Annotated in this window: 22 protein-coding genes and 1 pseudogene; 2 read left to right on the forward strand and 21 right to left on the reverse strand. The window is 51.3% G+C overall.

The window, feature by feature from the left end; translation table 11 throughout:
* Positions 1 to 118 precede the first annotated feature (118 nt).
* Positions 119 to 478, forward strand: coding sequence for a hypothetical protein (locus tag CKQ53_RS01275; protein WP_094118596.1), 360 nt, complete (start codon positions 119 to 121; stop codon positions 476 to 478).
* Here the strand turns inward: CKQ53_RS01275 and CKQ53_RS01280 are convergent.
* Together CKQ53_RS01280 and CKQ53_RS18620 are read right to left on the reverse strand one after the other, a co-directional pair.
* Entirely contained in the window at positions 471 to 1,013 is a 543-nt protein-coding gene (locus CKQ53_RS01280; RefSeq protein ID WP_094118595.1) for a plasmid pRiA4b ORF-3 family protein, read from the reverse strand. The two genes, CKQ53_RS01275 and CKQ53_RS01280, sit on opposite strands and share 8 nt — an antisense overlap.
* A 120-nt stretch (positions 1,014 to 1,133) precedes the next feature.
* Complete coding sequence (locus tag CKQ53_RS18620; protein ID WP_094118594.1) at positions 1,134 to 1,319, reverse strand: hypothetical protein; 186 nt, start codon at positions 1,317 to 1,319, stop codon at positions 1,134 to 1,136.
* Between the two features lie 565 nt (positions 1,320 to 1,884).
* On the opposite strand from CKQ53_RS18620, the pseudogene CKQ53_RS01290 reads away from it, so the two are divergent.
* A pseudogene (locus CKQ53_RS01290) lies at positions 1,885 to 2,079 on the forward strand (hypothetical protein); the annotation flags it as partial.
* Between the two features lie 180 nt (positions 2,080 to 2,259).
* On the opposite strand, the gene CKQ53_RS01295 reads toward CKQ53_RS01290, so the two are convergent.
* The 19 genes from CKQ53_RS01295 to CKQ53_RS01385 all read right to left on the reverse strand — a co-directional run bounded on the left by CKQ53_RS01295 (position 2,260) and on the right by CKQ53_RS01385 (position 14,759).
* Positions 2,260 to 2,484 (reverse strand): hypothetical protein, encoded by a 225-nt coding sequence (locus CKQ53_RS01295; RefSeq protein WP_094118593.1) that lies wholly within the window; start codon positions 2,482 to 2,484, stop codon positions 2,260 to 2,262.
* Positions 2,474 to 2,692 (reverse strand): hypothetical protein, encoded by a 219-nt coding sequence (locus tag CKQ53_RS01300; RefSeq protein WP_094118592.1) that lies wholly within the window; start codon positions 2,690 to 2,692, stop codon positions 2,474 to 2,476. Before CKQ53_RS01300 ends, CKQ53_RS01295 begins: the two co-directional genes overlap by 11 nt.
* Positions 2,685 to 2,903, reverse strand: a complete 219-nt coding sequence (locus tag CKQ53_RS01305) for a hypothetical protein (RefSeq protein ID WP_094118591.1) — start codon at positions 2,901 to 2,903, stop codon at positions 2,685 to 2,687. The genes CKQ53_RS01300 and CKQ53_RS01305 overlap by 8 nt, the downstream gene beginning before the upstream one ends.
* Positions 2,900 to 3,334 carry a hypothetical protein gene (locus CKQ53_RS01310; protein ID WP_118894560.1) on the reverse strand — a complete coding sequence of 145 codons (435 nt, stop codon included), beginning with the start codon at positions 3,332 to 3,334 and terminating at the stop codon, positions 2,900 to 2,902. The genes CKQ53_RS01305 and CKQ53_RS01310 overlap by 4 nt, the downstream gene beginning before the upstream one ends.
* An 85-nt stretch (positions 3,335 to 3,419) precedes the next feature.
* Positions 3,420 to 6,038 (reverse strand): tail protein (tape measure), encoded by a 2,619-nt coding sequence (locus tag CKQ53_RS01315; RefSeq protein ID WP_118894562.1) that lies wholly within the window; start codon positions 6,036 to 6,038, stop codon positions 3,420 to 3,422.
* 11 nt (positions 6,039 to 6,049) lie between these two features.
* Positions 6,050 to 6,376, reverse strand: coding sequence for a hypothetical protein (locus tag CKQ53_RS01320; RefSeq protein WP_118894564.1), 327 nt, complete (start codon positions 6,374 to 6,376; stop codon positions 6,050 to 6,052).
* Positions 6,351 to 6,551: a hypothetical protein gene (locus CKQ53_RS01325; RefSeq protein WP_094118587.1), complete on the reverse strand. Its 201-nt coding sequence runs from the start codon at positions 6,549 to 6,551 to the stop codon at positions 6,351 to 6,353. The genes CKQ53_RS01320 and CKQ53_RS01325 overlap by 26 nt, the downstream gene beginning before the upstream one ends.
* A 161-nt stretch (positions 6,552 to 6,712) precedes the next feature.
* Positions 6,713 to 7,186: a hypothetical protein gene (locus CKQ53_RS01330; RefSeq protein ID WP_094118586.1), complete on the reverse strand. Its 474-nt coding sequence runs from the start codon at positions 7,184 to 7,186 to the stop codon at positions 6,713 to 6,715.
* A gap of 88 nt (positions 7,187 to 7,274) precedes the next feature.
* A complete protein-coding gene (locus tag CKQ53_RS01335) occupies positions 7,275 to 7,544 on the reverse strand; it encodes a PerC family transcriptional regulator (protein WP_094118585.1) in 270 nt (89 codons plus the stop codon).
* 173 nt (positions 7,545 to 7,717) lie between these two features.
* Entirely contained in the window at positions 7,718 to 10,474 is a 2,757-nt protein-coding gene (locus CKQ53_RS01340) for a TOPRIM and DUF927 domain-containing protein (RefSeq protein WP_094118584.1), read from the reverse strand.
* Positions 10,467 to 10,808 carry a hypothetical protein gene (locus CKQ53_RS01345; protein WP_094118583.1) on the reverse strand — a complete coding sequence of 114 codons (342 nt, stop codon included), beginning with the start codon at positions 10,806 to 10,808 and terminating at the stop codon, positions 10,467 to 10,469. Before CKQ53_RS01345 ends, CKQ53_RS01340 begins: the two co-directional genes overlap by 8 nt.
* Positions 10,809 to 10,817: 9 nt before the next feature.
* Positions 10,818 to 11,444, reverse strand: a complete 627-nt coding sequence (locus CKQ53_RS01350) for a ubiquitin family protein (RefSeq protein WP_094118582.1) — start codon at positions 11,442 to 11,444, stop codon at positions 10,818 to 10,820.
* Positions 11,441 to 11,662 carry a hypothetical protein gene (locus CKQ53_RS01355; protein ID WP_094118581.1) on the reverse strand — a complete coding sequence of 74 codons (222 nt, stop codon included), beginning with the start codon at positions 11,660 to 11,662 and terminating at the stop codon, positions 11,441 to 11,443. Before CKQ53_RS01355 ends, CKQ53_RS01350 begins: the two co-directional genes overlap by 4 nt.
* A complete protein-coding gene (locus CKQ53_RS01360) occupies positions 11,659 to 11,922 on the reverse strand; it encodes a nicotinic acetylcholine receptor subunit beta (RefSeq protein ID WP_094118580.1) in 264 nt (87 codons plus the stop codon). Before CKQ53_RS01360 ends, CKQ53_RS01355 begins: the two co-directional genes overlap by 4 nt.
* Entirely contained in the window at positions 11,919 to 12,770 is an 852-nt protein-coding gene (locus CKQ53_RS01365) for a host cell division inhibitor Icd-like protein (protein ID WP_244200987.1), read from the reverse strand. The genes CKQ53_RS01360 and CKQ53_RS01365 overlap by 4 nt, the downstream gene beginning before the upstream one ends.
* Positions 12,731 to 13,279 (reverse strand): BRO-N domain-containing protein, encoded by a 549-nt coding sequence (locus tag CKQ53_RS01370; RefSeq protein WP_094118579.1) that lies wholly within the window; start codon positions 13,277 to 13,279, stop codon positions 12,731 to 12,733. The genes CKQ53_RS01365 and CKQ53_RS01370 overlap by 40 nt, the downstream gene beginning before the upstream one ends.
* Positions 13,272 to 14,114 (reverse strand): antA/AntB antirepressor family protein, encoded by an 843-nt coding sequence (locus tag CKQ53_RS01375; protein WP_094118578.1) that lies wholly within the window; start codon positions 14,112 to 14,114, stop codon positions 13,272 to 13,274. The genes CKQ53_RS01370 and CKQ53_RS01375 overlap by 8 nt, the downstream gene beginning before the upstream one ends.
* Before the next feature lie 13 nt (positions 14,115 to 14,127).
* Complete coding sequence (locus tag CKQ53_RS01380) at positions 14,128 to 14,562, reverse strand: hypothetical protein (RefSeq protein ID WP_094118577.1); 435 nt, start codon at positions 14,560 to 14,562, stop codon at positions 14,128 to 14,130.
* Complete coding sequence (locus tag CKQ53_RS01385) at positions 14,562 to 14,759, reverse strand: helix-turn-helix transcriptional regulator (protein ID WP_048241341.1); 198 nt, start codon at positions 14,757 to 14,759, stop codon at positions 14,562 to 14,564. Before CKQ53_RS01385 ends, CKQ53_RS01380 begins: the two co-directional genes overlap by 1 nt.
* Between the last annotated feature and the right edge of the window lie 162 nt (positions 14,760 to 14,921).

Consider the following 14,921-nt stretch of genomic DNA (forward strand, 5'->3'; position numbering starts at 1 on the left):
ATATTTTTCCGCCCATGAAATCTGGTTGTGATTCATACAGTACATCAGGCTATCACGCTCTCCCTTCAACCCGCTTATTGTATGATAGTGCTATCCCACAATAAGGAACCTGCCAGTCATGAGAATGACCAACCGCAAAAAAGAGATACTCAGCTATTTTGAACCGGATAACCTCGAATGGGTGACAGGTGAAATTGGTGCGCCGCCGTTCGATGTGTCGGGCGTGGCCTACCTGCTTCATGGCATGGTGTCGTTCGATAAGCGCCACCAGCTAGAATCAACCCGGCGTACGTTGGAAAGCATGGTTGCTGGTGGGCTGCTGGAGCGTGTAACAGTGTATGAGTCGCGTCAGGTACGGCGCGGCGGTGAAACCAACGCAATGGTCGTGCGCTACGGTTTACCCGGTCAGTACGCTGTTATGCGCGATACTGGCGGCGCTGATAACGCAATATCAGGCGAATACATGCGGGTCAGTTAAGAGCCTGCAATCTGTCGTTAATGTTGTTCAGGTCGTAAATCCGGCGTTCAATATCCAGCATCAGAAAATTGTGGATCTCGGCCTGTTCAGGATTATCAGACTCTCTGGCCTGTAAGAGCAATTCATTGTAACCATGCAAACCACCGGAATTTTCCGCCGGGGTGGTGCCTTTCCCACGCAGACAGCTAATGGGCTGTTTACTCGTATCGTGTGTTTGCTTCTCGAGCATAACAAGACAATCCCACCAGTCGCCAAAGTCATACGTGTAAACCAGCTTGTCACCATCATTCTGGAGCGCTGCCCATAGTGGTGTTATTGCCGCATTACCCATGCTTTCATCCTCACCCCATACGCGATACTCGCTACCGGGATCACCTTTACGCCCTTTCTCGAACATATACAGGTGTTCGTCATTCCAGCCAAAAGCCAACTGGATCACCGCGTGAAGTTTACTAAAGGGGATTTGCTCTGGAACCAGCACACGCCGCCATATTGGTGGTTTGCTGTCTCGGATGGTTATCTTTAGCTGGTACATGCAAATCCTGAATAAATGCGAATCGGGAGGATAACGATACTGACGCACTCACAATTCTGTAAAGGTGAATAAAGGTAATTTGCTTAATACGCATAAGTTACATGCGGAATAATCCCGTATCTACCTGCGCGGCGTTGGCTTCTTCCACTGGTAGACGGGTGATCGCATCATTTCGCGGAATTTTTCACGCCGAGCTATATCGGCATTAACTGAGCGTTCTATCTCCCGTTGATCTGCCGGGGTAAGCTGGTGGCCTTCGTGCTCCAATTTGGCGGTGGTCAATAAAGCTATTTCGCGTGGTGTCATATGTCATACCCTTTGGAAGGGTGAAACACGCCCGAATTAAATTTCATTTTTCGCGGGTATAAAATTTGACGGGGCGAGCAGAACGGAACGCGCTCTCCCCCAGAGATTGAGCCTCCCCTCCAAGTAGGCAGGTTTCGGATACTGTCCAACGTATTAGCTAAAGCGGGCTTTTAAAACTGCTCACTTCCTGCTTTTGCTCAGGGGTTAATTTCTTTGGGCCACAGCCGGTCAAAAGAGTGGTAGCAATAACGCACGCTAAAGTTGTTTTTTTTCATATCCCCATTAGTATTTTTCGGATTAACCCTAGCACGCAGCAATTACCCGTCTGTTGCCTAAGTTCAAAACCGACTAAATGCTTCTATATAAGTAAAAAGGTGTTGGTTTAGTTGGTTCAGTTGGTTCAATTTGTAAACAACACTGATTTTAAAGGGTTATTCTCAAAAAAGTGAACCAGCACAACCCCGAATTGAACCAACAAACTATGTCATGTGAACCAATAAAAGAGAGTGTCTTACATTGTCTTACGATGACAAAATGCTCACTAATTCCCTGATATTGGTGACCTATGAGCAAATCCCTGTCTGTTACCTTTCGTGTGCCTGCTGAGCTAAGCGAGGCTTTTACAGATGCTGTGAGTGCTGCTGGTGGCGATAAAACTGCATGGCTTGTAGATGCCATACGACAGAAACTGGAGCTGCCAGACAGTAATCCTGATGCTTGCTTAATGTCGCTGGTGGAGCGTCTGGCATTGGCTCATGCCGGAGCTTGAATTCGTGCCGGTATCCTGACGCCTGCCAGCGTTTGAATCTCTCATTGCTTCGCTGGTGGTATGCTTTCAGCTGCTTCAATAATGCTGCTTTGCTTTCCATCCCGCTTCGCCTCAATGTTAACTTTTGTCAGGTATTCATGGGGTAGGACAGATATTATGGGCTATGGTAGGTCAAAACCCTTCATTCTCTACTATCTCTTCGGCCACCAGTGCCAGCGGCTTGCCAAACACTTCAATGCTCCACAGGTCAGCGTCCGCTATGTAGCCCTCATGGTCAAAGGTGCCATCTTCACGCTGATAAGCTGCTCTAACGGGTGGCTGTGGGCCATCAATAGATTTGCTGCCTTTATCTCTAGCTACCTTCTCCAGCGCAGCCAGGCGAGTTTTAATGCTCATCGCTCGCCCCCACCAGCAACGCTCTCAGTTCTGAGGACCGCGGGAAACTGTGCCCACGCAGTGACAGGCGCTCTATGGCCTTCTCATAAGCTCCTGAAGAGGCATTACCTGCTAACTCATCCATCAGAGCAGAAATCACCTGCACATCACCATCTTTCGGCGTCATGGCCTTTTCCAGCCGGTTCAGTCGTGCCAGCAGACTACCCATGATTGTCACCCTGCAGGTTAAGCTGATTATGGTGTTGTGCTTCTTCAACCGTAGCATTTCGGAACAGCCCTTTATGCTTCACCCAGCCGCCACCACACTCGCGGGAGCCGTCAGGGCTGACACCGATTAGCCAGATTTCATCAGGGCCGCCGCTGGTGGCTTGAGCGCCGCTGGTGGCCTCCAGTGCTTCAATTCGTCTTAACAGGCTCATTGTACGCTCTCCTGTGCCTTCTCCAGCTCAGCAACGCGCTCAGCCAGCTCTGTAATTTCGATAATCTTCGCCATGTTCGCCAGGCCATCCAGAATCATTTTCCCCTGGTCGGCGGGTAGTTCGCCTGCGGCAATCGCCTTAATCACAGAACGGGCCGCTGCAGGTAAATTGCTGTCGTCCAGCTCGAAAGATACCGGCTGATAAACCGGCTTACTCGGCGGGACAACTCTGTCCAGGATGAGGCGGCAAGCAGCCATATCGCCTTCTCTAGCCGCGTCCATGATGGTTTTCACAGCATCATCAGCGCCACCTTCCAGCACACGCCTCAATTCAGCTGCTTTGCTGCTGCGCCCACCGGGATTACCCGATGCGCCTTTCTTCCATTTGCCGCCTTTATCACGGCCGGCCTGTTCTTTCGTGCTGTCAGGCATCTATCTGCCACCTTTCGCTATTTCTCATTCCCGTTTCACCTTGACCAAACTCAACATGATCGCGTCCCTGCGGTGCCGGTCAGTATTATTTCCTCGGCTGAATCAGCCCCTTAGGTCGCGAGCTTTGCTCTTTGATTTCATAGAGCGCTACCTGTTTCATATTTTTAATTATCCAAGCCTTTGTAGCGTCATCAATCCCACCTGTAGTTGTGATGTGGAAATGATTTTCCTGCTGAATACTCGTCCCGCCTCCACCTGCCCCCCCAATATCCTTATTGCTTATCACAGATCCATTGTCGCCGGGGATCATGTACTGATTGCCGTTGCTGGCTTTGAATATCTCAGGCTTTCCCCCTTCGCCGACTCGGTACATGGAATCGGCTGTTACAGGTCCACCGTTCTTTCTCGCTCCAGCAATAGACATCGTCTGAGCCGCAGTCATCGCCGTGGTGTAGCCAGCTAAGCCTGCGGTCGCCGCGCCACCATAAGATGCTATGGATGCCGCCATCGCAGCCGGAGACCACGAAGCCAACAATGCTGACGCCGCAGCCTGACCAGCTAACGTTGATGTTGCTAAGGCGGCAGTGGCTGATGCCTGATTCGTGGCAATTGCGGTTTGCTGAGCTGTCTGACCCATGATCGTAGACATCACCCATTGCGTCCCCATTTGCACAAGGCTGCTGACAACGCCGTTTAGGATTGAGGTTCCAAGGTTAGCGAAGGATTCAGAAAGGCTCTGCGTACCGTTGATCAGTCCAGTGATGGCGCTAGACGCCCCACTGCTGAACGATTCAACGGAAGAAGCCAGGAGTTCATTCGCCACGCTCTGGTTGCGATAAATCGTCCATTGTGCGGCGATGCGCTGCTGCTCGTACTGGGTATCCGTCGCGTTTCTAAGCGCTTCAGCCTGATCGTGGGTCAATGTTTTATTGGCCTCGAACTGCTGAATTAGCGCCAATTTACGCGCATTTTCATTCGCCAGCTGCTGTACCGGGTCAACCTTGGCGGCGGCATCCTGTTGCGGCGTGACCACCTGATTAGCCCTGATTTCAGCCAGTTTCGTTTGGTGGTCTTGCTCCAACTGCTCGGACTGCTGGTTATATTGCTGCTGACTGATGAGCAAATTACCCTGCGAATCCTTGGCGGTTTTCAAAAGCTCCAGTTGCTGCTTTTGCTTGGAATAGTCGGCGTTCTCTTTGAGTTCAGGAATAGAGCTTTGCGCCTTGAGGGCGGCGGCCTTATCCCATGCGGCTGCGGCATCTCGCTCAACGGTAGCCACTTGCTCCGATGTCGGGTTAATCAGCTTGCTCTTTGCAGCCAGTATCGCCTGCTCTCTTGACAAGTCACTCGTTGAGTCAGCGCTCAGTTCAGCTTTCTGCCTGTATTCGTCCAAAACCTTGGCGTTTCTCTCTGCCTGAGATGCTGATTTCTTTTCTTCGGATCTAAGTTGCTTAGTTGCCTCTAAATTTTTGTATGTAGCCGCCGCGTCATCTTCCATTTTTTTAGTATGCGGATCGCCTTTAGCAAATCCTGCATCCTCAGCGGAATATTGGGCAGCGAGGCGGGCGCGAGCTTCTCCCTGTAGCTTTGATAAAGCGAGATTTCTTTCAGCCTGCTTTATCAGATTTTTTTGCCCATCAGTGAGGTTGTCAGTAGTGAGCTTTAGGCTGTCGACGTTGAATTTCGCATTCGCAGCTTCGCGCGCTAAATCTACTAATGATCCAGCCAAAGCAGTGATTTGAGCTTGTCCATCTTTGCTCGAAGAACTCATGTTTTGTAAACGCAATGCCAGCGTCTGGAGCGCTTCCGGAGAAGGATTTGTGCTTAGGTCTCTTAGCTCCTTTGCCAGTTCGAAAGCAGCCTGATCAGTTATGCCTAGGCGGGACGCCAACGCCCCGATGGTATTGATAAAAGTGGATATAGTAGCTTCGTTAGCTACACCGCTTTTGCTGACCTGGCTAAAAGCCTCATTGAGATTAGTAGTTTTAACTTCGGCCACATCAAGGATCGCGCCGAGCAATTTAACGCTAACTGTACCGCCTGATAGAGCTGCCTTGGCTGTATCACCAAACGTGAAAAATTCGTTGGTGGTGTCGGAAATAGACTTAGCCACTTTCGTCATTGCTTGGTTATATTCAAGCAGTACCTGATTTCTCATTAGAGTAGCAACGGCGGCATTCACTCTAGCAAGGTTGGCGTACTTGTCTGAAAGAGCGGCGACACCACTTTGTGAAATAGTGATTACCTTATCCATCGAGTCGGCGGCGTCTCTAAGGGCGTCCATAGCATTTTTGCCGCCATTCAGTGCGGTAATAAGAGTACCAGCAATAACGGTACCAAGAGCAATAAGCGCGCCTACTACAGCGCCGCTCGGGCCGAACGCTCCAGCTAATTGCGATCCTTGCTGACTAAAAGCGACTAATGCTGACTGACCGCCTTGTACCTGAACAATGAAGTCTTGAATTTGGTAGCCAGCCTGCTGGAATTGGCTTCGAAGAGAGCCACCAGCTTTAGTAGCTTGGTTAACCGCTATCGCTGACGTTTTCATTTGGGTTTCGAGAGTTTTTATTCCATTGGCCGAGGCCTTAGACTGTTCAGCCAGTGATCTGAGTTCTCCTCGTAACTTTTCGTTAGCTTTCAGAGCATTATCAACCTCAATATCAACTTCGTAATAGATGCCACCAACGTTATCGGCTCCCGTCATTTCACGCCCCTTTAGTGGCTAACTCGAATAGCACTCTTGGTAAGAGCTAGGCGAAGCATTCCATCAATAATATTTTTCCCGTGATTGGTCACCTGGTATTCCTTACCATCCAAAGAAATCATTCTCATCAGCATGGGGTACGCCGCGCGCTCGTAATCCACCTTCCCATTGAGGCGGGCAGCGTAAACACTGTTATCAACCAGCCCAGAGGCCAACAACTCGCGACGTACTACACCTTCCTTTCCTACATGTGAAAATTGAGCACTCCCGCTAACGCGGACGAGATCACGAATGTAGGCGTCAGCAATGGCTTCAGCCAAACGTTGTAATTGCTCCATTATGCCTCCTGACCAACTTAGCTAGCGCTTTATCCATCAGCCCACGCGCTATGACGTGAATGGTTGGGGCCACACCTAATGGTGATTTGGTGCGCTCCTCTTCCTGAATTTTTCGCAGAGCTTCAATTTGATTAATCCGCATCAATACGGGTTTCACGGTTGGTTTCTGGATCATGACACCTCCTGTTATTTTATACAGTAATTATAATTGCAATTAATGAAATATTGGAGTTGATTGTGCCACTTTGTGAAACAATAACTTTATCGTTAGTTAGGCTAGAATGCCTTAGAGGGTATTTGGTATTGCTAGGGCCTGAGGGGCGCGTGATTATCTGTTTAGAGACATGATGCCTTATACACAATGCGATATTGATTATTTACAAGCTTCGCCATGTTCTTACCAAATTCTCCAGAAGCTTGGTGATTATAAAATGGATGTTTTGATGGTTTGAGCGTCACGTTTCCACTTCCTGCCTCATAAACAAATCTTGCGCCTATTCTGCTTAGCTCAGTTGTTCCGCTCACAATCCCGCAGACAGTCAAACCATCATTCAAATGGTGTATTTTTAAGCTGCTGTATTCTAAGCCGTAGTTCACATTGAAGTCGTTATCACATTTAGCTATGACAGCTGATTTATCAATCTCACCACCTTTAGCCAATATCTTGAATTTTGTACATTCCTTAATGTTTTGCCGCGCTGTTAGCTGGTTCAAAACAGCGTTTTTAGCTTTAGTGATAACAGCCTCATCGTTGGCACAACATAAGGTTGAAAAGGAAAGGAAAAAAATGCTTAACGATAGTCTGAACATATATCTATCTCGTCTGTATTGGTGGGACTAATCCTATTGGCCCAATCTATCGAATAGCAATAAAAACCATCCATTCCATAGACATCGATCACTTCATTTTAAGTCGGAATGCCTCGCCGCAGGGTTTAGCTAATCCCATGCGGCGTTGTGTATCAGCAGCGGCTTTGGACACGTCGCCAAAGGTGTCGATTAGCACCACTGGCCTCACCCGCTTTGCCAAGCACTCGTTGCGGCGATTTCTGAGCCATTCCCGCCCGGTTTCCGTGTCACATTGGTCAAACACTTCCAGCCAACGAGAAGCTGCTCTTCTATACAGGCCTTTCGCCTCAAGTTCTTCTGCTTTTTTGTCACTTACCATGTATGCCGCCCTGAATTGACATCTGGTTACTCAGAGTTTGTTGGTTCAAAACTGCCATCTGTTGGTTCAGTGTTGGTTCAGTAATCAAAATAATTTATTTATAAATCATGGCTAATAAAGAATTGAACTAACTGAACTAACTGAACCAACACTAAAATCCTTACATGTGAGGCTTATTCTTCCTCTGCCTCATCGTCTGGCCGGTACTGAATCACATAGACGTTGTATTGACGCTTGTTAATCCTCGGTGATTTACGCTGGAAACCCCTGCCGCTGGCTGGTGGTGTCATCATTCCGCTTTCCACCAGCACGCGAGCGAACTGCTTCGGGTTGAAACCGCTGGCGATCTCCTGCTCGAACGTTGCAGGGAAGGTGTAGAAGACGATGGGATCATTTTCATGGTTTCCGCTGGCACGAAAGCCAGCCATTTCCCGGATAGGAAGCGACTGAGGGTCGTAAGGGAATGGAGCAAACCGGCTATAGCCATTGGCGTTAAGGAACGCTTCACACTGGGCGATAATTTGCTGATGTTCTTTGTTGCCTGTGCCAAACTCGCGCAGCCAGGCGTTGTAGCTGTGCTGTATCGCATCACGGCATGTCTGAGCATCCCACCCGGTGACAACCTTACCCAGCAGCAAAGCAGCCTCTAGAATGGCAAAGCGTGCGGCCACGCGGTGTACCTGCTCGCCATAGTCCGCAGGGATAAGGCTGCGCCAGCGGGATTCACACTCACGCACGATATCAACCGCCTGCTGCTGGTGGTCTGCCAGCCACTTGATCCACTCCCGCCCGGCAGCGCCATGATGGTGCTGATAAGCGTCTTTCAGCGCGTCGGCGTGCTGTTTGCCGTTCTGGTGGTCGTGGAAGCGCACCGCCTTACTCAGCGGGATATTCAGCAGGCGCACCAGTTGCCCGGCTTTGGTCTTGCGTCCGGCGGTGGCTATAAAGGTTTCTAAGTCCATTTCCCCGGTACTGATCGCCACGGTGCGCCAGCGCTTTAAATCACGGTTGCCACCCTCTTTTGCTCCCTGCAATTTCCCCACACCGTTAAACAGCGCATAGGCAGACTGTGACACGCTTACCGGGTCAGCCCCTTGTCCGACTTCATCCAGCGGCATCAGGCCGTCATTGTGTGCGGCGGCTTCGTTCGCTAGCCCCAGCGCAGTGCCGTACCATGTCAGGCGTAGTAAGTCCGGGTTACCGTATAAGCTGCTCGCCACGTTCGCCGTGGTGGTTTTACCTGCGCTCGACTGTTCATAGAAATGAATGCCGAACCCATCAGCGCCAGCCAGCCCGATTAACGGTGCTGCCAGAGCGGCGGCAATGCCCGTCATCATCGAGTAGTTACCGTATGCCAGACGCGCAACACTCTTACGCCAGCGCTCTGAGGTTCCTGCTACTGTGTACCCGGCAGCAGCAGAACTGCGGCCACTGAATAAAACGGGTTGTGCAGGTGCGCCGATTATCTCCCCGTCTGGCATGATGTATGCCCCGCACTGCCAGCCAGTAGCGTGAGCAACACGCCACAATTCACGCGAGCCGCTACGCTGTAGCCAGTCGGCCAAGATCGCCCTCAGGCTACTTTTGGTGGTAACGTTAATCCCGCCCGCTTTCAGAGTGCGCCAGCCCTCACGTTCGCCAATGTCAGCTAGGGGGATCGCGGCTGTCGTCAGCGCATTAGCACCGAATGCCTGCCAGCGGATAATCAGGTACTGGTCTTTATCATCCCGGCCAGTACCTACAACATCCAGCGGTGAGCATAGCCACGCATCGTGGTTGATAACCTCGCCGCTGTCTTTGTCCACCTTAGGCGTGATCCAGTAAACACCATCGCTACGGCTTTCAATGTGAGGTTTTAGCGGATCTTTCTCTGGCTGGCTGGATTTACCACCCCTGATGGCCTGTAGCTGCGGTTTCACGTTATCCCCCTGCGGCGGGTATATCGAATCGTTAAAAGCGGCTGTCGCGGCTGCTAGCCCGTGCTGCTGGTGGTAGTCGTTCCAGTCGGCTTTATAGTCTGTTGGAGGCACGGCAACATAGCCCGCCACGGCAGAAGCGGCCTTCTCTGCCCGTTCCGTGCCGGTATTGGGCTTGTCGTCCAGTCGGTCATTATCAGCGGCAATGATGATCTGCGCCTGTGGATACTGCTGGCGCATAAACTCCGCCACTGGCAGCAGGTTGCCAGCATCAATGGCGCACACTGTCAGTGCGTCAGGGCGCATCAGGTGAGCGGATAAAGTCGTTGCCAGCCCTTCGGCAATGATCACCTCCTGCGGCTGTTCCGGTGCGTTAACAGCGTGATATGCTCCGCGCTTTGCTGAACCAGTCAGGAGTCGTTTATCTCCCTGTGGGGTGATGGTCTGCGCTGCCGCCACTGCGCCGGATTCATCCACCAGCGGCAGGAGTAACGAACCATCGGACATAACCGGGTAATTAAACCCGGTCAGCCCTTTTGATTGCAGGTAATCAGATTCGCCCTGTGTGACGCTCTGGCGCATTCCGGCATACAGACGGATAAACGTAGCCCTTCGCTTCGCTGCGTCCTCTGCTGCCTGTTGCTGGCGCCCCTGCTCACGCCGCTGTCGGTCAGCTTCCAGTTGCTCCCTTCTCTGGCTCGCTGCCGCCGGGTCGGTTTGCGCTGCCCGATGATCAATACCCAGCACGTCAGCCGCAAGCTGTGCCGCCTCCGTGGTGTCGCAGTTGTTCACGTTCTTAATCAGGTCTAAGCCGTCGCCAGCGCCACACTGGTTGCAGATAAAGCTGCCGCGCCCGTTATCATCGAACCGGAAGCGATCCGTACCGCCACATGCAGGGCAGGGGGCATGGCGGCGTGATGAATCAGGCACGTCGATAGACAGGCCAGCCAGCACATAAGGCCAGTTACCGGCGGCGGCGGCGCTCACTTCGCGGATAAGGTCGATATTACGCATGATTGCCCCCTGCCACGGTCGCGCCCATATCATTAACCATGCTTTGCCATATCTCGCGCCCGGTATCAGTCAGGCCACCAGCATTAACGCATTTCTCCAGCATGGTGATCCCGATGCTTTCCCGCTGAGGGTATGTCTTTTTGAGTGCTTCGAGCGCGTAACCATCAATAAGCTGGCGCGTGCCACTGACGCCGCCCACCAGTTCCACACGGATTTGCTGGCCTGCCGCGTCAACCATGAAGTAATCACCACCATTAATAGCCGTGATGTGATTGTAAAGTGCCGCCGCGTACTGGTTCGCCAGCGCATTTAGTCGGAAGTTTTTGGTAATCATGTTGCCCCCTCAGTGCGCCGCTGGCATTTCAGGCCAGCCGTTTTCATCCAGATCGGCAATGAAGTGATCGTGTAGCTCTGCCAGCGTTTCACGTCCAAACGGGGTCAGCTCACCGCGCTCCGCATCCAGCATGGCCTGATAGAACACAATGGCGTTCTCCGCCCCCTGTTCAGCGCCGTAGCGCTCAATCAGTGCGCCCTCAATGTTGTTCGCCATCGCCAGCCGTTCAGCAAACGGGTAAACCACAATGCCCGCTGTCCCATTGGAGTAAATCGCTACCTGCGATGATGTGCCGTCTGGTTCCGTGACCGTGGACGTGCCGTTCTCGCGCTTCATCTCAGAAACGAACGTCGCAGCAATCAGCCAGCGCCACATCGTGACGTTGTGCTGCGTGGTGAAATCGAACCAGCCACGCGCCCCGCCGTCAGCCACTGCAAAATGCAGGGCAAAACCTTCATCGGGGATTTCGTCATACCTGCCAATATCGAGATGAGTTACCGCATCTGAATAGGGAACAAGGCAAACATGCTCATCCATCCCGGCATCGTTGCGGGTCATGATGTTTACGCCGTACGGTGTGGCTTCGGCGTGGAACACGTCGGGATTATCCGTCTTTAATGTCAGTACGTTGCTCATGCTTTCCCCTCCCTGTATTCACGCATTACATGGTCAGCCAGTTTGCTTTCAGCCTCGTTCATTGCTTCGGGTACACCGTGTAATAACGTCAGAATGGAACCAATCAGGCGCGGTAAATCGGGATCTGTTTTATTGGTGGTGCTTTCCAGCCACATGGACAAAACAGCCTGCGCTTGTTCAATCTGACAGGTGGCATCAATTAGTTGTAACTGGCTCATACGCTGGCCTCCGCATCAATCCTGGCTATATCGACAATCGTCATGACTTCACTCAACCAGCAATGCACGATAGCGGCCTGTTCATCGTCGAGTTGAGTGGCTAAATCGGTCATAACGTGAGCCAGCCCATTGCGGGCGCGAGTCATACGTTCTGCTGTACGCTCTGCCAGCGTAAAATCATCAGGGTAAGCCTGCTCGCGGGATAACATCACTTCGGCTTCAAGCTCGGACGGATGGCGGTACAAGGCGTTAATGTTCATGCTGCCACCTCCAGACGGATACGTCCGGCAAAGAAACAGACGTGATCCCGTGCCAGCGTGCGGCGAGCTTCGCGTTCAGACGCTGCGGCGATATGGTGAATTTTGGCGGTAATTGTCGGCATATCGCGTCGAACGACTGCGATTAGCCAGATGAATTGCGGATTTTTGGTAGGGGTAGTAGCCATGATGGCAGCCTCTATACAGTGAATTTTTAATTCACCACCAAGAGACGCCAATCTCAGACTGGTGGTGAGCTGAACAAGGTTGGCGTAACCGGCCTGTATAGACACCGGCCTTCCTTTCGGAAGCCTCATCCAGCCCACCATAATTTGGATGCGCAGGAATTTTGCCGACAAAAAAACACGCTTAGTGCGTGTCGGCACTATACAGGTTACCGGGACGCCAATCCCGACACCAGATTTTGCTGGTGCGCTATAACCATAAACCGGGTTGGCGATAGTCGGCAAGCCCTTTTTTATGGAGTCCGAAAACTCCCCGCGCGTACTGGTCTCGAAACTCTCCTCGTCACCACGACGAGAAAATGAGGGGCTGGCATTAGCTGGCATTGTTATGCGAGTTTTCACCCCATGCGACTCAGGTTTTTTCAGGTTCGAAATGTCGTCATTTGTCATCATCGCCCGGCGCTGAATGTGAGGTTTTGTGAGGCTCTCACTTGGTTTTGCTAAGCCCCGAACCATAACAATTGATAACAATCTGCCGTTCGCTGTATTAGGTTTTATTAGGTTCTGAGGGCTAACATTTGCTAACAGGCTAGCCAAGGGAAAGGCTTTATCCTGGACGGCGAGCATTAGTGAACCTCCGGTAATTGAGGTTGATACTTGCGCCATAACTCAGCTTCTTCGGCGATTAGGTGGGACTTCTCACCTTTGCAGGCTTGCAGGTCTTTACCGCGCTTACTGGCCTTCTTGATATATGCTGCTTGCCGTTTACTGTGGTCGTTCAGGAAAGCGAACGGCATACCGTAGGCGCCGGTTTTACGAATAGACGGGATAACCTCACGGAATACCCAGTTAGTGAACCGGTGTGCGAATGTGCCGGGTGTGGTCGCTTTGCGGCTGCGGGCGATCAGTTTGTAGAAACCAGACTCGCATACTGTACGCATAACCTGGCTGCCGCCGGGGGTAGGTATTGAACACTTCCCCTTTTCCTCACCATCAAGGCGGCGAAGTGCGACTAAGTGATCTGTCATTTCCAGAGCCCGACAAACGTCTTTAGCAACAAAACACGGATCACCGTAAACATTCACGATACGAACGTTCTTACCCTCGAACTTAATTACCGAAATATCGCTGCTATTAGCAGTGAACGTCGTTTTATTACCGGTGAGCTTAGTCATGGTCAGCCCCCAGTCGCTTAGTCATCCATCGCTGTGACAGGCGCACTAGCTCAGCTTTTCGCTGGTCGTAGGCCATGCCCATATCTATCAGGGTGGTATTAGTGCCTTCCAGATAGGTGAGGTGCTCCAGTTGAACGGCGTTCATAGCATCGCGTGCTTCCCCAGCAATGCCATTAACCTGCGCCCACTGTTTAGCTGTGAGGCCACCCAGGACAATACGGGAGATCATGTTGCTCTCGTTGCTGTAGTGACGGTGTAAGGTCTGTTTACCCTGTTCAGCACGGGCAGCATCCAGAGCTGCGCACATCGGTTTAAACATGTTAGCGGCACTCAGGCGGGCTTTAAGCTGGCGGCGATACTGTGCGGCGATCTCCGGTACGCTACGCTGTAGTGCCTCTTCACACTGGATGAAGTATCGGCGCACGGCGCGGCCGTGCTCGTTGCGCTCCACCATCGCCAGCTCTTTTGCCATGCCAAGTGAAAGACCAGTATCTTTACTGCGACGATCGCCACCTCTTTTAGTTTTCCAACCGCTAGCGCTTTGGCTGTTTTCTGTACTTTGATTCCTCAAAGTGGGGGAATCAAAAACTACGTAATCAACCCCCAGCTCAAATCCATAGTCTTTGATGCGATCGGAAAGCCACGTCGAATAATCACGCCCAACGCCTAACGTTTTATGCAGTGCTTTTGCACTCACAATATTGGTTTCACGCCCACCGATTTGGCCGGAAATAACCGGGACAATAGTGGCAAACTCGTTGCCTGAAATATCGCTGATGCTGGTAGCAGGCTGTGGGGCGGCCTCAGAAATTAATCTGCTTTTTTCAGTTTTCATCTGTCAGGCTCCGTTAAGCTGCGTTGAACGCATCCGGGTATAGGGAGAGAATGTCGGTAATATCCTGCTGAGATAGCCCGTGATGTTCATTAATGGCGGCATTATGGTTCACAAGTTGGATCACCTTGAGAACGTCGCCACGGCAGGAAAAGCGGTATCGCAGGTGTGCGCCAATACCATCCGGGTTTTTCTCGTCGATACGCTCTAGTTGAATATCAAGCTGGCGCTCCAGCTCAGACGCATAATTACGCCCGGATGAAAGACGGCAGTAGCGCAGGATGTCATTTTCTGTCCATCCCTCTACGCCAGTGCGCAGCATATAGACACGGGCGCGGTGTTTCTTTGGGGTACGCTTAGGTACTTGTACCGGGCTGGTGGTCGGCGTAATATCAGACGTGCGAATATCTGAGTTAGCCGCCTGCTGTACGGGGCGGTTTTTCTTTTTCATTACGCCACCTCGCCACGTGATTCAGCTATGCGCTGATTAATCCACTCATCAATTTCGCTTTCAATAAAAGCGATTGAGCGTGAACCTATTTTAATAGCAGCGGGAAAACGTTTCTCGCTCATAAGGCGGTATAACCACGCTTTACTATAGCCAGTGCGCTTTTGTACCTCGGCAAATCTAATTAATGACTGAGACATATTTACCTCGTAACGTCCATTGCGGTTTACGAGATTAATTTAATCAGATTCAATCTATTCAGTGTGGAAATCACAACAATAAAGATGGAAAGAGTAATTCAGCCAAGCGACAGGAAAACAGCATTTTTATCGTAACATTGGAAATGTAGAAAAGGCAGATAC

This window comes from Lonsdalea britannica, from assembly GCF_003515985.1.
GTDB lineage: Bacteria > Pseudomonadota > Gammaproteobacteria > Enterobacterales > Enterobacteriaceae > Lonsdalea > Lonsdalea britannica.

Excerpts from the sequence above, each read along its gene's own strand:
- CKQ53_RS01275 (WP_094118596.1), top strand. The coding sequence starts at position 119 with ATGAGAATGACCAACCGCAAAAAAGAGATACTCAGCTATTTTGAACCG.
- CKQ53_RS01280 (WP_094118595.1), bottom strand. The coding sequence starts at position 1,013 with ATGTACCAGCTAAAGATAACCATCCGAGACAGCAAACCACCAATATGG.
- CKQ53_RS18620 (WP_094118594.1), bottom strand. The coding sequence starts at position 1,319 with ATGACACCACGCGAAATAGCTTTATTGACCACCGCCAAATTGGAGCAC.
- CKQ53_RS01295 (WP_094118593.1), bottom strand. The coding sequence starts at position 2,484 with ATGAGCATTAAAACTCGCCTGGCTGCGCTGGAGAAGGTAGCTAGAGAT.
- CKQ53_RS01300 (WP_094118592.1), bottom strand. The coding sequence starts at position 2,692 with ATGGGTAGTCTGCTGGCACGACTGAACCGGCTGGAAAAGGCCATGACG.
- CKQ53_RS01305 (WP_094118591.1), bottom strand. The coding sequence starts at position 2,903 with ATGAGCCTGTTAAGACGAATTGAAGCACTGGAGGCCACCAGCGGCGCT.
- CKQ53_RS01310 (WP_118894560.1), bottom strand. The coding sequence starts at position 3,334 with ATGCCTGACAGCACGAAAGAACAGGCCGGCCGTGATAAAGGCGGCAAA.
- CKQ53_RS01315 (WP_118894562.1), bottom strand. The coding sequence starts at position 6,038 with ATGACGGGAGCCGATAACGTTGGTGGCATCTATTACGAAGTTGATATT.
- CKQ53_RS01320 (WP_118894564.1), bottom strand. The coding sequence starts at position 6,376 with ATGGAGCAATTACAACGTTTGGCTGAAGCCATTGCTGACGCCTACATT.
- CKQ53_RS01325 (WP_094118587.1), bottom strand. The coding sequence starts at position 6,551 with ATGATCCAGAAACCAACCGTGAAACCCGTATTGATGCGGATTAATCAA.
- CKQ53_RS01330 (WP_094118586.1), bottom strand. The coding sequence starts at position 7,186 with ATGTTCAGACTATCGTTAAGCATTTTTTTCCTTTCCTTTTCAACCTTA.
- CKQ53_RS01335 (WP_094118585.1), bottom strand. The coding sequence starts at position 7,544 with ATGGTAAGTGACAAAAAAGCAGAAGAACTTGAGGCGAAAGGCCTGTAT.
- CKQ53_RS01340 (WP_094118584.1), bottom strand. The coding sequence starts at position 10,474 with ATGCGTAATATCGACCTTATCCGCGAAGTGAGCGCCGCCGCCGCCGGT.
- CKQ53_RS01345 (WP_094118583.1), bottom strand. The coding sequence starts at position 10,808 with ATGATTACCAAAAACTTCCGACTAAATGCGCTGGCGAACCAGTACGCG.
- CKQ53_RS01350 (WP_094118582.1), bottom strand. The coding sequence starts at position 11,444 with ATGAGCAACGTACTGACATTAAAGACGGATAATCCCGACGTGTTCCAC.
- CKQ53_RS01355 (WP_094118581.1), bottom strand. The coding sequence starts at position 11,662 with ATGAGCCAGTTACAACTAATTGATGCCACCTGTCAGATTGAACAAGCG.
- CKQ53_RS01360 (WP_094118580.1), bottom strand. The coding sequence starts at position 11,922 with ATGAACATTAACGCCTTGTACCGCCATCCGTCCGAGCTTGAAGCCGAA.
- CKQ53_RS01365 (WP_244200987.1), bottom strand. The coding sequence starts at position 12,770 with ATGGCGCAAGTATCAACCTCAATTACCGGAGGTTCACTAATGCTCGCC.
- CKQ53_RS01370 (WP_094118579.1), bottom strand. The coding sequence starts at position 13,279 with ATGACTAAGCTCACCGGTAATAAAACGACGTTCACTGCTAATAGCAGC.
- CKQ53_RS01375 (WP_094118578.1), bottom strand. The coding sequence starts at position 14,114 with ATGAAAACTGAAAAAAGCAGATTAATTTCTGAGGCCGCCCCACAGCCT.
- CKQ53_RS01380 (WP_094118577.1), bottom strand. The coding sequence starts at position 14,562 with ATGAAAAAGAAAAACCGCCCCGTACAGCAGGCGGCTAACTCAGATATT.
- CKQ53_RS01385 (WP_048241341.1), bottom strand. The coding sequence starts at position 14,759 with ATGTCTCAGTCATTAATTAGATTTGCCGAGGTACAAAAGCGCACTGGC.